The sequence below is a fragment of the Kocuria turfanensis genome, assembly GCF_001580365.1.
GTDB classification, from domain to species: Bacteria; Actinomycetota; Actinomycetes; order Actinomycetales; family Micrococcaceae; genus Kocuria; species Kocuria turfanensis.
Genome location: NZ_CP014480.1, coordinates 3,418,043 through 3,432,205, shown reverse-complemented (window position 1 = coordinate 3,432,205; position 14,163 = coordinate 3,418,043). Strand labels below are relative to the sequence as shown.

Here is a 14,163-nt window from a genome sequence, read left to right as displayed (position 1 = left end):
CGGCCGTGGCGCTGTCGACCTCCGCGGTGGTGCGGCCGGCCCCGGTCCGCCGCACCACCGGCGCCCTGCCCGCCTGGCCGCTGCTGGCGCTGTTCTGGGGTCTGCCGCTGATCTGGGCCTCCGGGGCGCTGCAGTTCGCTCCGGCCCTGCTCGCGGTGGTCATGCTGTTCCTGCTCGTGCTCCGCCGCGGCGTCACGGTCCCGTGGCCGGCGTGGGTGCTCGGCGTGTTCCTGCTCTGGATGGCCGCCAGCTCGGTGCAGATCGAGGGGTTCGGCTCCTGGATGGGGTTCGCGCTGCGCTGGGTGAACATCTTCGCCGCGCTGGTCTACGTCGTCTACTACTGGAACGCCCGGGAGACCCTGGACTCCCGGCGGTTCCTGCGCGCCGCCGTGGTCGCGTGGGCCACGCTCGTGGGGTTCGGCCTGCTGACCTTCGTGATCCCCGAGGCGCGGCTGACCACCCCGATCGGCCTGCTGCTGCCGGAGGGCATCACCTCCAACGCGCTCGTGCAGAACTACTTCTTCCCGCCCCTGGCGGAGGTCCAGCTGCCCTGGGGCGCCCCGGAGCCCTACAACCGGCCGGCCGCCCCGTTCCCGTACACCAACGGGTGGGGCTCCGGGTTCGTGCTGCTCACGCCCCTGGTGCTCGCCTACCTCACCACCGTCCGGTTCCGCGCCCGGCACCTGCTGGTCGTCGCCGGGCTGCTGGCCTCGCTCGCCCCGGCCGTGGCCACGACCAACCGCGGCATGTTCCTCGGCATCGCGGTGGCCCTCGGCTACGTGATGGTCCGGATGGTCCTGCGGGGCCGGATCGGGGTGGCGCTGGCCGGGACCGCCGCCGTGGCCGCCGTGGGGGCGTGGCTCGTGGCCAGCGGCGCCGTGGAGCGGATCCTGGGCCGGCAGGAGTACAGCGACAGCACGGGCACGCGCTCCGACCTCTACCGGGACACCTTCTTGGCCACCCTGGACTCCCCGCTGCTGGGCTACGGGGCCCCGCTCTACGACGAGACCGTGGGCATCGAGATGGGCACCCAGGGCTACGTGTGGACCCTGATGTTCTGCTACGGGTTCGTGGGCCTGGGCCTGTTCGTGGCCTATCTGCACGGGACCACGCTGGCGACCCTGCGGGTGCGCACCACGACCGGGCTGCTCGTGCACTCCGCCCCCGTGGCCGCGTGCCTGTTCTTCACCTACTACGGCCTCGACGCGGTGCAGTTCATCCTGATCAGCCTGAGCCTGGCCGTGCTGCTGCGCTCCCGGCACCACGGGGAGGGGCTGTGACCCCGCAGCGGCTGGCGCGCTCGGGCACCCTGACCTTCGCGTTCGTGGTCACCGGGGCGGGGCTGGCCTTCGCCGCCACGCTGGTGGTCTCCAACGCCTCCGGGGCGGCGGCGGCCGGTCAGTTCTTCCAGGTGGTCGCCGTGCTGGCGATCGCCACGACCCTGTCCACCTTCGGCGCCGACACCGGGCTGGTCCGGTCGGTGCCCGCCCTCACCGCCCGGGGACAGGGCGCGGCGGTGCCCGCGGTGCTGCGGATCGCCGGCCGGCCGGTGCTCGTGCTCGCCGCCGGGGTGGCCGCCACGGCGGCCGTGCTCGCCCTCGCCCCGGGGGCCCTGCCCGACGGGGTCGGGCCGGCGGTGCTGCTGGCGGCGCCCTTCCTGGTGCTGGGGGCCGTGCTCAACCTCGCCTTCGGCGCCCTGCGCGGGCTGCACCGCGTGCCGACCTTCTCGTTCTTGCAGAACGTGGTGCTGCCGTCGCTGCGGGTGCTCGGCGTCCTCGGCGTCGTCGTCGCCGGCGGCGGGCTGCTCGCGCTGACGGCGGCGTGGACGGTGCCGGTCGCCGTGGTCTGCGTGCTCGCCCTCGTGCTGCTGCACCGGATCGTCCGGGACCTGCGCGACGAGCCGGGGGCCGCTCCCCCGCCGGACACCGGCACGCAGCGGCGGGCGTTCTGGTCCTTCTCCTCCGCCCGCGGGGTCACCGCGGTGGTCGAGGCGCTGCTGGAGTGGCTCGACGTGCTGCTCGTGGCCGCGTTCCTGGGCCCCGCCGCGGCGGGCGTCTACGGCGTGGTCAACCGGTGCATCAGGGTCGGGGCCATGCTCGACCACACGGCGCGCATCGTCACGGGACCGTCCATCAGCGCCGCCCTGGCCGTCGACGACCTCGCCACCGCCCGCTCCGTGTTCACCCGCACCACGGCCGTGCTCGTGGCCGGGGCCTGGCCCTTCTACCTGACCCTGCTGCTGTTCGGGCCCGGGGTGCTCGCGTTCTTCGGCGACGGCTTCGCGTCCGGCTACCCCGCGATGCTCGTCATCGCCGCCGCGATGCTGCTGGCCGTCTCGGCCGGCGGGGTGCAGTCGCTGCTGCTGATGGCCGGGCGCAGCCGGTGGCAGCTGATGAACAAGTCCACCGCGCTGGCCGTGGCCGTGGCGCTCAACCTGTGGCTGATCCCGCAGTGGGGGCTCGTGGGCGCGGCCACGGCGTGGGCGGCGTCGGTGCTCACCGACACCGGGCTGGCCCTGTTCCAGTGCGTGCGCCTGCTGGGCATCTCGCCGCGCTGGCCCGTGGTGGGCGCGATCGCCGCGGCCGCCGCGGTGCTCAGCGGCGGGAGCGGGCTCCTCGTGCGCGCCGCCCTCGGTCCGGGCACCACCGGGCTGCTCGTCCACCTCGGGCTCACCGGCGTGCTCGTGGCCGTCGCCGCGGCGGTGCTCGTGCTCCGGCAGCGGTCGGCCGTCCGGGGGACGGAGGCCGCCGCGTGTGGCCCGAAGAGACCACGGAGCTCCCGGCCGCTGCTGTGGTCCCGCTGAGTTTGCATCTGTAACATTCAAATCGATCGACATCGGATCAGGACGCCGCCGGCCGGGCTGGGCCCGGCAGCGCATCCCGAGGCCGGGGTCGGCGATCCGCCGGGGGGCGGAGGCCGGCCACGACCGCTCCTGCCGAGCCGACCCGCGATCCACCAGGGGGGAACCACATGAGTGACACCATCAACGCCGTCGGCGCCGAGCGGCGCCGCACCCAGTACGACACCGCCCGGCCCCGGCCGCGCCGACCGGAGCCGGCGGACCCGACGCCGGCCTGGCGCCGCGTCCTGCGCCGGTGGCCCACGATCCTCAGCACCTGGCTGCTCGTGCTCGCCGCCGCCCTGGTGGCGGGTCTGCTGTGGCCGCCGACCTACCAGGCGACCGCCTCCATGACCGTCACCCCGAGCGCGGTGAACCCTCTCACCGGGGACGCCGGCTTCGAGGAGGTCGAGATGCAGACGGAGATGGCCACGATGGCCTCGCAGCGGATCACGCTGCGGGCCGCGGCCCTGCTCCAGGACGTCCCCCTCGAGGAGGCCGACCCCGTGCTGGCCGAGGAGCTGCTCGAGAGCCTCTCGACCACCGCCCCGGACGACACCCAGGTGCTCCGGGTGACCGTGGACGCCCAGGACCCGAACCTGGCCGCCGAGCGGGCCAACGCCCTGGCCGACGCCTACCTCGCCGACCGCGGCGAGGACGTGCAGACCACCGCCGACGACACGCTCAAGCGCATCGACGAGTCCATCGCCGGGCTCGAGCGGACCGACGAGGACTCCTCCAGCCTGCGGCAGCTGCGCGAGCAGCGCACTGCCCTGGCCCTCATCGCCCCGACGCCGGGCCGGGTGATCAGCGAGGCGACGCCGCCGCAGGCGCCCTCCTCCGCCGGACTGCTGCTGTTCATCGCCGGCGGCCTCGTCGGCGGCCTGGTGCTCGGTGCCCCGACAGGCTCGCCGACGCGACCGGCTCGGCCGTCGTGGTGCTGCGCTCCGAGGACGACGAGGACGGTGCCCTCGAGCTGCTGCGCCGCCTCTCCCAGGACGAGGACCGCGCCGTGCCGCGGCCGGGCTCCCGGATCGCGGTCCACTCGCCGCTGCCCGGCCAGTCCGCGGTGGTCGTGCAGGCCCTGGACGCGGTGGTCTCCTCGTGGGGCGGCACCGTGGAGGTCGTCGACGTCGACACGCTCGCCGAGCCCGTGGGCCCGCTGGCTGCCGGCTGGCTGGACATGGACAGCGCCACGCCCTCGCTGTACGTGGCCACGGTCCCGCCGCGGACCGGTGCCGCGCAGCTGGCCGCCCTGACCGACAGGGTCGACGGCGTGGTCCTGGCCGTGGAGCCCCGGGGCCGGCTGCGCCGGTTCCGCGAGCGCTTCGAGCGGCTCAGCGGCCGCGGCGCCGCGGTGGTCCCTGCGTACGTGGTGCAGCGCCAGGCCCGTCCCGCCGTCGCCCCGGCGCCGGCCCAGGAGGCCCTGCCGCAGCACCGCTGAGCGTCCGCCGGCGCCACCCGGACCCGGGAGGCCGGCATCCGGCGCCGGCGGCCGGAAGCCAGGGGCCAGGGAGACCGCACCGCGAGAGCGGGCGCTCCCTGGCCCCTGAGCCGTGCCGCCGGGTCCGGGTCCCCATCAGCTGCGCCCGCCACGGGATGCGACGCTCACCCGGGCCGGGGGGCCCGCACCCCCGGAGCGGGCACTACCTCGCCCCGAGCCGTGCCGCCGGGTCCGTGACCGCCATCGGCCGGCCCCGCAACGGGATGCGAAGATCGCCGAGGGTCAGGGAGCCCACACCGCCAGAGCGGGCGCTCCTAGCTCCCCGAGCTTTGCGGCCGGGTCCGTGTCCGCCACCGGCCGGCCCCGCAACGGAACGTGAAGATCGCCGGGGGTCAGGGAGCCCGCACCGCCAGAGCGGGCGCTCCCTGGCCCCGGAGCCGTGCGGCCAGGCCCTCGGCCGCGTCCGCGTCCGCCATCAGGTGGGCCACGGTGGGCCCGGAGCCGGACACGAAGCTGGCCAGGGCACCAGCCGCAGCGCCCGCGGCCAGGACCGGCGCCAGCTGCGGGGCCAGGGAGAGGGCGGCGGGTTGGAGGTCGTTGGCCAGCAGCGGGGCCAGCTCCTCCGGGGTCCCGGCCGCCAGGGCGTCCTCGAGCCCCTCCGGCAGCCCGGGCGCCGGCACGTCCTCGAGCGCGCGCAGCCGGTCCAGCTCGGCGTAGACGGCCGGCGTGGACAGCCCCGCCTCGGCGGCCACCAGCACCAGGTGCAGGGGCGCACCGACCGCCGCGGGCCGCAGCCGGGCGCCCGTGCCGGTGCCCACCGCGGCGCCGCCCGTGAGGGCGAAGGGCACGTCCGCGCCGAGACCGGCCGCGAGCCGCAGCAGGGCGTCGTCGTCGAGCCCGGGGACGCCGCCGGCGCGGGCGGCGAGACGGTTCACGGCGACGAGCGCGGCGGCGGCGTCGGCGGATCCCCCGCCCATGCCGCCGGCCACGGGCACGGCCTTGTCGATCTGCAGGTGGAGCCCGCCGGGCAGCGCGGGCAGGTGCTCGAGCACGGCGCGGGCGGCGCGGACTACCAGGTTGGAGTCGTCGGTGGGGACCGCGTCGAGGCGGAAGCTGCCGCGGGCGATCTGCTGGGCCACGAGCGAGCCCGGGACCGCGGCGACGCCCACGGCGATCCCGGTTCCCGCGGTGAGCGTGGCGGTCACGGTCTCGGTCGTGCCGACCGCGCAGTACAGGCTGGCCACGTCGTGGTAGCCGTCCGGGCGCGGCGGGCCGGCGGCGAAGAAGAGGTTGACCTTGCCGGGGGCCTGGGCCCGCTCCGCGAGCATCATCGTGCTCATGCGCCGCGTGCTCCAGCGGTGAGCCCGGCGGCGGCCCCGGCCTGGGCGATCCGGGCGAAGGCGGTCACGTCCAGCTTCTCGCCGCGCTGCCCCGGGTCGATCCCGGCGGCCTCGAGCAGCTCCCCGGCCGCCGCGGCGGAGCCGGCCCAGCCGGCGAGGGCGGCGCGCAGGGTCTTGCGCCGCTGGGCGAACGCCGCGTCCACGGCGGCGAAGACCAGCTCCCGGTCCACCTCCGCCACCGGCTGCTCGCGGCGCACGAAGCGCACCAGCCCGGAGGCGATCTGGGGGGCCGGCCAGAACACGTTCTTGCCGATCGTCCCCGCCTTCGTGACCTCGGCGTACCAGGCGGCCTTGACCGACGGCACCCCGTAGACCTTGGACCCCGGCGGCGCGGCGAGCCGGTCCGCCACCTCCTCCTGCACCATGACCAGCCCGTGCCGGATCGAGGGGAACCGGGCCAGCAGGTGCAGCAGCACCGGGACGGCCACGTTGTAGGGCAGGTTCGCCACCAGGGCGGTGGGCTCGGCCGGGAGCTCCAGGACGCGCAGGGCGTCCTGTTCGAGCACGTGCAGCCGATCGGCCAGCTCCGGCCGGAAGCGCTCCACGGTCAGGGGCAGCTGCGCGGCCAGCGGGGGGTCGATCTCCACGGCCACCACGTGCTCCGCGGCGTCAAGCAGCCCGAGGGTGAGCGAGCCCAGGCCCGGTCCCACCTCCAGCACCGTCTCGTGCTCGCCCAGCCGTGCGGCGGCGATGATCCGCCGGATCGTGTTGGGGTCGATCACGAAGTTCTGCCCGAGCGTCTTGGTCGGCCGGATGCCCAGCTGCTCCGCGAGCGCGCGGATCTCCGCGGGCCCGAGCAGGGGGCGGGCGGCGGGTCCTGACGGGGTGGATTCTGTCACCGGGACATCGTATCGGCCGCCCCGCCCCCGCCCCGCCCCCGCCGCCGCCCCGCCCCCGCCGCCGGCCTGGGCCCCTCGCCCCCTCCCCCGCCGAGTCCCCACACCCCAGCCACGGAAGCCGCCGAGCTCCCACTGTTGCTCCGTGTCCCCAGTAATCGGCGTGGGGGAATGCCACTGCATTGGGGACTCGGCGGGAGGACGACGTGGGTATGGCAGGGCTCGGCGGTTGCTCGGCGAGGGGGCGGCTGGGGCTCGCAGGGATGCCATCTTCACTCCCCATGGCAGTGTTGTCCGGCCGTTCCACTTGCTTTTTCCCCGTCGCGGTGATGCCGAGCCACCAGGGGTTCCGTACGGCCTATCAACATGGCATGACCGAGCTGATGAGCCTGACCCAATTGCACGACACCGGCCTCAGCGGCCACGAGATCCGGCGTCGTCTGCGCGTCGGAGAGCTCTACCGGGTCCACCCCGGCTACTTCGCGGCGGCGGACGCCTACCGGATGCTCAAGCCCGAGGAACAGTCGCTGCTCCGCCTCCGGGCGCTCAGCCGAGCCGCTACCGCGCCGCCGGTGTTCTGCCTGGCCTCGGCCGCCGTGGTGCACGGTCTCGCCCTCCGACGTGTCCCGGCACGCGTGCACACGCTCACCCGTCCGGGACAAGGGACCCACAACGGATACGCCGGCGTCGTCAGACACCAGGAGCCGCTGCCGGAATCAGACATCGTCACCGTCGACGGGTTGCGGACCACATCGGGCGAGCGGACACTGCTGGACTGTGCCCGGCTGCTGCCCTTCACCGACGCCGTGGTCCTGGCGGACCAGGCGCACCGCTTCGGTCTCACCCGGGTCCGGCTGGAGAACCGCCTGTCGGAGTGGGTGGGTCGGCGGGGCGTGCGCAGAGCACGGCGCGTGCTGGACGCCATGGACACCCGCGCCGAGTCGGTCGGCGAGACCCTCACCCGGCTCCTGCTGGCGGAGTCGGTCCTGCCTGCGCCGGAGCTGCAGTGGGTGATCGTGGGCCGGACGGGCTCCTACCGGGCCGACTTCGCGTGGCCCGAGCACCGGCTGGTGCTCGAGTTCGACGGCGAGATGAAGTACACAGACTTCGCCGCCACGGTGATCCGCAACGAGCGGAGGCGCGAGATCGAGATCCAGGAGCTGGGCTGGACCGTCATCCGGGTGGGGTGGCACGACGTCGTGCGCGCTCCTGCTGCCACCCTCGCCCGGATCGAGGCGGCCCTGCGCCGCACGGCCGCCGCCCACTGACCCCCGTCCCCCCAGCCCGCGGTGTGTCCGCCGCCGTGACCCCCACACCCCGCCGAGTCCCCAGGGCGCTCCCGTTTCCCCACGAACATTCATGGGGACATACGAGCGCCCTGGGGACTGGCCGCGGGTGGGCGCCGCGGGGTGGGGACTCAACACCGCACAACAACCTGGTTGGGGGCTCGGCATGCGGGGGTGGCAAGGCCGGGTTGGAGAGAAGGAGCCGGCAGAGACGGAGCGGGGCGCTGCGGGTCAGAAGGGGCCGTAGGCCTCGGCCGTGTTCGACCAGATCCGCTCGCACAGCGGCTCCAGGTCCTGCTCCAGGATCTCCGCCATGCCGCGGACCGTGTAGTTGACCACGTAGCTGGCGTTGGGCCGGCCCCGGTACGGGTGCGGGGTGAGGAACGGGGCGTCGGTCTCGGCGAGCACCAGCTCGGGCCGGGCGGTGCGCAGCGCGGCCTTGAGGTCGTGGCTGTTCTTGAAGGTCACGGTGCCGGAGAAGGACATGTACCAGCCGTGCTCGTTGCAGGTCCGGGCGAGCTCCGCGTCCCCGGAGAAGCAGTGGAAGACGGTGCGCTCCGGGGCGCCCTCCTCGAGCAGGACGGCGACGACGTCGGCGTGCGCGTCCCGGTCGTGGATCTGCAGCGCCTTGCCGGTCTCCCGGGCGAAGCGGATGTGCTCCCGGAAGGAGCGCTTCTGGTGCTCCCGGCCCTCCCCCTCGGTGCGGTAGTAGTCGAGGCCGGTCTCACCGAAGGCCCGCACCCGGTCGTGCTCCCCCAGGGCGCGGATCTCCGCCAGCGCCTCGTCGAGGGTGCCGGCGGCGGCCAGCTTCGGCGCCTCGTTGGGGTGCAGGGCCACCGCGGCGAGGACGCGGGGGTCGGCCTGGGCGGCTGCCACGGCGAAGCGGGAGGAGGGGACGTCGCAGCCGACCTGCACGAGCCCGCCCACCCCGGCGAGCGCGGCGGCGTCCGCGGCGTCGCGGACCGAGACCTGGACCCGGCCGTCCTGCAGGTCCAGGTGGGTGTGGTTGTCGACCACCGGGTGCGGCAGCGGCTCCGGCGCCGGCGGGTAGGCGAGGTTGCGGCGGCGCCCGTCGTCGCCCTGGGCGGAACGGCGCCGGGTGCCCTCCCCCGCGGGGGCGTCCTCGGGCACGGCGTAGTGCTCGGGCGCGTAGGCGGCGGGGGCCGCGCCAGCGGCGGGCTCGGGCCGGGACGCCGGATCGGGCCACAGGGAGGTGGTGAGGAGGGTGGTGTTGGGGTCGGTCACGGGCGGCACCTCGGGGGGACTCGGGGAACGGGGCGGGAAACACGCGGGCACCGACCAATCTACGAGCTGGGGCCGGACAGACATACTGGGAGCAGACGCCCGAGCAGGAAGCCGAGGAGCCCATGGAGTCCTTCCCCCAGTACACGCAGGCGGTCCTGGACCGGATCAACACGGTGATCGAGGGCAAGCCCGAGGCGGCCCGCACCGCCCTGAGCGTGCTGCTGGCCGGGGGCCACCTGCTCGTGGAGGACGTGCCGGGGGTGGGCAAGACCATGCTGGCCCGCACGCTGGCCTCGGCGATCGGCGGGTCGGTGGCGCGCATCCAGTTCACCCCGGACCTGCTGCCCACGGACATCACCGGGGTGGCGGTCTACGACCAGGCCCGGCGGGAGTTCGAGTTCAAGCCCGGCCCGGTGTTCGCCAACGTGGTCATCGGCGACGAGATCAACCGGGCCTCGGCCAAGACGCAGTCCGCGCTGCTCGAGTGCATGGCCGAGGGGCAGGTCACCGCGGACGGCACCACCTACCGGCTGTCCTCCCCGTTCATGGTGGTCGCCACGCAGAACCCGGTGGAGATGGACGGGACCTTCCCGCTGCCGGAGGCGCAGCGGGACCGGTTCACCGCCCGCATCTCGATGGGCTACCCGGACACCGCCGCGGAGACGGCGATGCTCGCCGACCACGGCGGCGGCTCCCCGCTGGAGGGCCTGCGCCCGGTCGTCCCGCTCGAGGACGCCGCCCGCCTGGTCGCCCACGTGCGCGGGATCCACGTCTCGGACGCCGTGCGCGCCTACGTGGTGGCGATCGGCCAGGCCACCCGCTCGCACCCGCAGATCCGGCTGGGCGCGAGCCCCCGGGCGCTGCTCCAGCTGCAGGCCACCGCCCGCGCCGAGGCCGCGCTCTCCGGACGGGAGTACGTCCTGCCCGACGATGTCCGCGCGGTCGCGGTGCCCGTCCTGGCGCACCGGCTGATCCTGGACCGCCGCGCCGGCACCGACTCCGCGGAGGAGCTGGTGCAGGCGGTCCTGGACGAGGTCCGCGTCCCGGCCGAGCCGGCCTCCCGGTCCCGATGAGCCGCCGGCCGGAGACCGTGCGGACGGAGGACGGCGAGCGAGCGGAGCAGCCCGTGGACTCCCGCGCGCGGTTCACCGGCCGCGGCTGGGCGTTCCTCGGGGCGGGGGCGCTGTGCCTGCTGCTGGCCACCTGGCTGGGCCGCAAGGACGTGCTGGCGCTGGCGCTGTTCCTGGGCGGGGCCCCGCTGTTCGCGACCCTGTCCCTGTACGTGGTCAAGCCTCGGGTGCTGCTCAAGCGCGGGGTGGACCCGGCGCTGGTGACGGCCGGGGACTCGGCCGTGGTGCGGCTGCGGGTCCGGCACCGGTCCCGGCGCGCCGGCAGCGCCGCGGGCGCCGTGGCCGTGCTCGAGCGGGTCCCGGAGCCCCTGGGCGGGGACCGGGAGCTGAACGTGCAGGCCGGTGGGGAGCCGGCCGCCTACACCGTCCGGCCGCGCCGGCGCGGGGTGTACGCGCTGGGTCCGGCCACGGTGCGGGTCGCCGATCCGTTCGGCCTGGCCACCGAGCTGCTCGACGCCTCCGAGCGCACCTCCCTGCACGTGGCCCCGGATCCCGTGGAGCTGCCCGAGATCCGCGCCGACCGGCTGCGGGAGTCCGGCACCGACCCCGCCCGCACCGCGCAGCCCCAGCCCGGCCCCGACAACGTGACCGTGCGCGAGTACCGGCACGGGGACCCCGTGCGCCGGGTGCACTGGGCCGCCTCCGCCAAGCAGGGCACGCTCATGGTGCGCCAGGAGGACCCCCGCAGCATCCGGCGGCTCAGCCTGCTCCTGGACCTCGACGACACGGCGTGGCCCGGTGAGCGGCAGTGGGCCGGGGTGCTCCCCAGCACGGCCGAGTTCGAGTGGGCCGTGTCCTTCACCGCCGCGGTGCTCGAGCACCTGACCCAGCGGGAGACCGCCGTGCACGCCCTGGACACCCGCGGCCGCCCCCTGCCCCGGGGCGGGGAGGACGACGACGCCGCTGTCCGCGGGCGCGTCACCGCGATCGACGACGACACCGCCGAGGACGCCCGGCACGGCCTGGCCCGGGTCCGGCCCCTGCCGGCGCCCGGGAGAACCGCAGGCGCCGCCGGCACCGGGGGCAGCAGCGGAACCGCCGGCACCGACGGCGGCCGCGGTGGAAGCGTCGACCCCGGCCGCCGCGGGATCGTCCGCACCGTCAGCGGCAGGCGCAGCGGCAGGACGGCCGGCAGCGGCGGCGCGGACCCGGGCTCCGTGCCCGGCGCCGGCCCGGAAACGGGTGCCGGTGCCGGTGCGGACGACCGTCTGGCCGACCGGTTCGACCGCGACGGCCTGGTCCACCCGGTGCTGCTGGTCTCCGGCGACCTGGACCGGGCGGGCGCGCAGCGGATCCTGCACGGCACGCACCGGGCGGGCGCCGGCAGCGCGGTGCTCGTGGCCTCCGCCGCCGACCGGGTCCCGGACGGCGCGGCAGTGCTCGAGGCGGCGGGCTGGTCCGTCGTCGTCGTCACCGCGGCCACCGCCCCGGAGGAGGCCTGGGCGCACCTGGGCACCGGGCCCCGCACGGCCGGGGCGCTGCGGTGACCGCCGCCCCCGTGCGCGCCCCCGCCGCCCCCGGCGCGCCCCCGGCATCCCGGCGCCCCGTGGCCGCCGTGCTCGGCCTGGCCGGCACGGTGCTGCTGGCCGTCGCGCTGTCCTTCGTGGGGCCGGCCGCGGTCCTCGACGGCGCGGGCTGGGTCCCCGGCTGCCTGCTGGCCGCACTTGCGGTGCTGGCCGCCACCGCGACGTCGCGGGTGCTGGGCCTGTCCGTGCTCGCGCCCCTGTTCGGGGTGGGCGCCCTTGCGCTGGTGCTCACGGTGGTGTTCCTGCGCGAGCCCGCGCTGCTGGGCTTCGTCCCGACCCCCGGCAGCCTCGCCCTGGCCGGGGAGCTCGGGCGGGAGGCCGCCGGGATCGCGGCGGAACAGCCCGCCCCGTACCCGGACACGACGGCGCTCGCGTTCGTCACCGCCCTCGGCGCGGGCCTCGTGACCCTGTTCGTGGACACCGTGCTCGTGGCGCTGCGCCTGCCCGGCGCCAGTGCCCTGGGCGTGCTCGCCCCGCTGGTGCTGCCCGCCCTGGTCCTGCCCGAGAGCGTGGGGCTGGCCGGGACCGCGGCGGCCGTGCTCGCCGCCCTGCTGCTGCTCGCCGGGGCCCGCCGCTTCGGCGCGGTCCGCGAGGCCCGCACCGCCGCCGCCCCGGGCACCTGGGCCCGGGCGGTGGTGGTGGTCGCCGGGGTGCTGGCCGTGACCCTGCTCGTGCCCGGTGTGGTGCCGGGCTTCGTCAACGGCGTGTTCCCCCAGGGCAGCGGACCGGGCGGGGACCGGGCCCCCGGGGTGGGACCGCTGCGGGCCGTGGGGCAGGACCTGCGCTCGGCGGAGCAGCGGCCGCGCCTGGAGTACAGCACGAGCACCGGTGAGCCCGAGCTCCTGCGGGTGCTCGTGCTCGACGACTTCACCGGGGCCGAGTGGTTCCCGGACAGCACCGGACTGGAGCCCGGTCTCGACGCCCTCGGCGCGGACACCTCCGGACCGGGCGCTGCCGAGCGCAGCGCCGCCGTGCAGCTGCGGGACTGGTCCGAGCGCTGGCTGCCCCTGCCCTGGGCGCCCGTCGGCGTGACGGGGCTCGACGAGGGCGACTGGGCCGTGAGCCCTCAGCACCGCACCGTGCACGCGGACCGCGTCCCGCCCGAGGGCACCGCCTACGAGGCGCGGGCGGTGACTGCCGAGCCCACGTCCGCGCAGCTGCGCGGAGCACCGGCTGCGCCGCGGACCCCGGAGCTGGCCCCGTTCCTCGGGCTGCCCGAGGACACCCCGGCGGCCGTGCGCGAGGCCGCCCGGGAACGGGCCGGGGACGCCCCGACCGCGTTCGACCAGGCGCTGGCCCTGCAGGAGTGGCTGCGCTCGGAGGAGTTCCGCTACGACGTGGACGCCCCCGCCGCCCAGGGCTACGACGCCGGTGGCATGGCCGCGCTCGAGCAGTTCCTCGCCACCCGCACGGGCTACGCCGGGCACTTCGCCCCGGCGATGGCCGTCATGGCGCGCGAGCTGGGCATCCCGGCCCGCGTGGCGGTGGGCTACCTGCCGCCGTCCACCGCGGCCGAGGACCCGTTCGGGGGCACCTTCACCGTCCTGCCGCGCGACGCCCACGCCTGGCCCGAGCTGTGGTTCGAGGGCACCGGATGGGTGCGCTTCGAGCCGACCCCCGGCACCGGTGACGTGCCCGGCTACGCCGCCGAGGGCGCCGCCGAGGACGAGGGGCCGGCGGAGGGGGAAGGCTCCACCGAGCCCACCGAAGCACCGACGGACACCCCCACCCCGGCGAGCACGGCCGGGCCCGAGGAGAGCGGCGCGCCCTCGGCCGCGCCCACGGCCGTGCCGACGCCGGAGCCTCCCCCGGCGCCCGCGCCCGAGGCCGATCCCGGACCGGCCGGCTGGCTGCTGTGGCTCGCCGGCGGACTGGCCGCGGCGCTGCTCGCCCTGCTCGCCGCCCTCCCCCGTCTGCTGCGGGACCGGCGGCGCCGGCGGCGCATGCGCCTGCTCGGGGACGCCGGCGCCCCGGCGGGCGCCCGCGCGGCGGCGGGCTGGGCGGAACTCGAGGACCTCGCAGCCGACCACGGCCTGGGCCGGGCCGCCGCGGAGACCCCACGGGCCTTCGTGGACCGGGTCGCGGTGACCGTGCCCGCGGCCGCCGCTGCGCTGGGCCGGCTGGGACGGGACGTGGAGCGCGCCCTCTACGCGCCGGCAGCGGCGCAGTGGTCCCCCGAGGCCGGTCCCGAGGACCTCACCGCGGTGCGCGCCGCGCTGGCCGGGCGCGGAGGGCCGGGTGCCCGGCGGGCCCGCTGGCTGCCGCCCACCTGGCGCCGCCGGCCCTGACCGCCCCGCCCCACGCGCTCCACCGGCCCTCACTCGCCGAGTCCCCCACATACCGGCGCTCCACCCACCGAGTCCCCCACATCCCGGCGCTCCACCCACCGAGTCCCCCACATCCCGGCGCTCCACCCACCGAGTCCCCCACATCCCGGCGCTCCACCCACCGAGTCCC

General features: G+C 76.4%; 11 protein-coding genes. 8 read left to right on the top strand and 3 right to left on the bottom strand.

Translation table 11 applies throughout. From position 1 onward, the window contains the following. The first annotated feature begins 5 nt into the window (after positions 1-5). From AYX06_RS15745 to AYX06_RS20270, 4 genes are all read left to right on the top strand, one after another. A complete protein-coding gene (locus AYX06_RS15745; protein ID WP_062736573.1) occupies positions 6-1,280 on the top strand; it encodes an O-antigen ligase family protein in 1,275 nt (424 codons plus the stop codon). Then, positions 1,277-2,803 carry a lipopolysaccharide biosynthesis protein gene (locus AYX06_RS15740; RefSeq protein ID WP_062736572.1) on the top strand — a complete coding sequence of 509 codons (1,527 nt, stop codon included), beginning with the start codon at positions 1,277-1,279 and terminating at the stop codon, positions 2,801-2,803. Before AYX06_RS15745 ends, AYX06_RS15740 begins: the two co-directional genes overlap by 4 nt. A 167-nt stretch (positions 2,804-2,970) precedes the next feature. Continuing rightward, on the top strand, positions 2,971-4,098 hold the full coding sequence (locus AYX06_RS19405; protein ID WP_084271666.1) for a GumC domain-containing protein: 1,128 nt from the start codon (positions 2,971-2,973) through the stop codon (positions 4,096-4,098). Continuing rightward, complete coding sequence (locus AYX06_RS20270) at positions 4,023-4,283, top strand: hypothetical protein (RefSeq protein ID WP_198161404.1); 261 nt, start codon at positions 4,023-4,025, stop codon at positions 4,281-4,283. The genes AYX06_RS19405 and AYX06_RS20270 overlap by 76 nt, the downstream gene beginning before the upstream one ends. A gap of 392 nt (positions 4,284-4,675) precedes the next feature. Here AYX06_RS20270 and AYX06_RS15720 read toward each other — a convergent pair whose 3' ends face one another. Together AYX06_RS15720 and rsmA are read right to left on the bottom strand one after the other, a co-directional pair. Continuing rightward, complete coding sequence (locus AYX06_RS15720; protein WP_062736568.1) at positions 4,676-5,623, bottom strand: 4-(cytidine 5'-diphospho)-2-C-methyl-D-erythritol kinase; 948 nt, start codon at positions 5,621-5,623, stop codon at positions 4,676-4,678. After that, positions 5,620-6,522, bottom strand: a complete 903-nt coding sequence (gene rsmA, locus AYX06_RS15715) for a 16S rRNA (adenine(1518)-N(6)/adenine(1519)-N(6))-dimethyltransferase RsmA (RefSeq protein ID WP_062736567.1) — start codon at positions 6,520-6,522, stop codon at positions 5,620-5,622. Before rsmA ends, AYX06_RS15720 begins: the two co-directional genes overlap by 4 nt. 368 nt (positions 6,523-6,890) lie before the next feature. Here rsmA and AYX06_RS15710 point away from each other — a divergent pair, with 368 nt between their 5' ends. Continuing rightward, positions 6,891-7,787, top strand: a complete 897-nt coding sequence (locus AYX06_RS15710) for a DUF559 domain-containing protein (RefSeq protein WP_186815675.1) — start codon at positions 6,891-6,893, stop codon at positions 7,785-7,787. A gap of 249 nt (positions 7,788-8,036) precedes the next feature. Here AYX06_RS15710 and AYX06_RS15705 read toward each other — a convergent pair whose 3' ends face one another. Continuing rightward, on the bottom strand, positions 8,037-9,050 hold the full coding sequence (locus AYX06_RS15705; RefSeq protein ID WP_062736565.1) for a TatD family hydrolase: 1,014 nt from the start codon (positions 9,048-9,050) through the stop codon (positions 8,037-8,039). 122 nt (positions 9,051-9,172) lie between these two features. On the opposite strand from AYX06_RS15705, the gene AYX06_RS15700 reads away from it, so the two are divergent. Genes AYX06_RS15700 through AYX06_RS15690 form a run of 3 tightly spaced genes read left to right on the top strand, consistent with a single transcriptional unit; the run spans position 9,173 to position 13,994 of the window. Then, positions 9,173-10,123, top strand: coding sequence for an AAA family ATPase (locus AYX06_RS15700; protein WP_062736564.1), 951 nt, complete (start codon positions 9,173-9,175; stop codon positions 10,121-10,123). A 53-nt stretch (positions 10,124-10,176) separates the two neighbouring features. Then, positions 10,177-11,667 (top strand): DUF58 domain-containing protein, encoded by a 1,491-nt coding sequence (locus tag AYX06_RS15695; RefSeq protein WP_232319329.1) that lies wholly within the window; start codon positions 10,177-10,179, stop codon positions 11,665-11,667. After that, positions 11,664-13,994 (top strand): transglutaminase family protein, encoded by a 2,331-nt coding sequence (locus AYX06_RS15690; protein ID WP_062736562.1) that lies wholly within the window; start codon positions 11,664-11,666, stop codon positions 13,992-13,994. Before AYX06_RS15695 ends, AYX06_RS15690 begins: the two co-directional genes overlap by 4 nt. Positions 13,995-14,163: the final 169 nt, after the last annotated feature.

Excerpts from the sequence above, each read along its gene's own strand:
- AYX06_RS19405 (WP_084271666.1), top strand. The coding sequence starts at position 2,971 with ATGAGTGACACCATCAACGCCGTCGGCGCCGAGCGGCGCCGCACCCAG.
- AYX06_RS20270 (WP_198161404.1), top strand. The coding sequence starts at position 4,023 with ATGGACAGCGCCACGCCCTCGCTGTACGTGGCCACGGTCCCGCCGCGG.
- AYX06_RS15720 (WP_062736568.1), bottom strand. The coding sequence starts at position 5,623 with ATGAGCACGATGATGCTCGCGGAGCGGGCCCAGGCCCCCGGCAAGGTC.
- AYX06_RS15710 (WP_186815675.1), top strand. The coding sequence starts at position 6,891 with ATGACCGAGCTGATGAGCCTGACCCAATTGCACGACACCGGCCTCAGC.
- AYX06_RS15700 (WP_062736564.1), top strand. The coding sequence starts at position 9,173 with ATGGAGTCCTTCCCCCAGTACACGCAGGCGGTCCTGGACCGGATCAAC.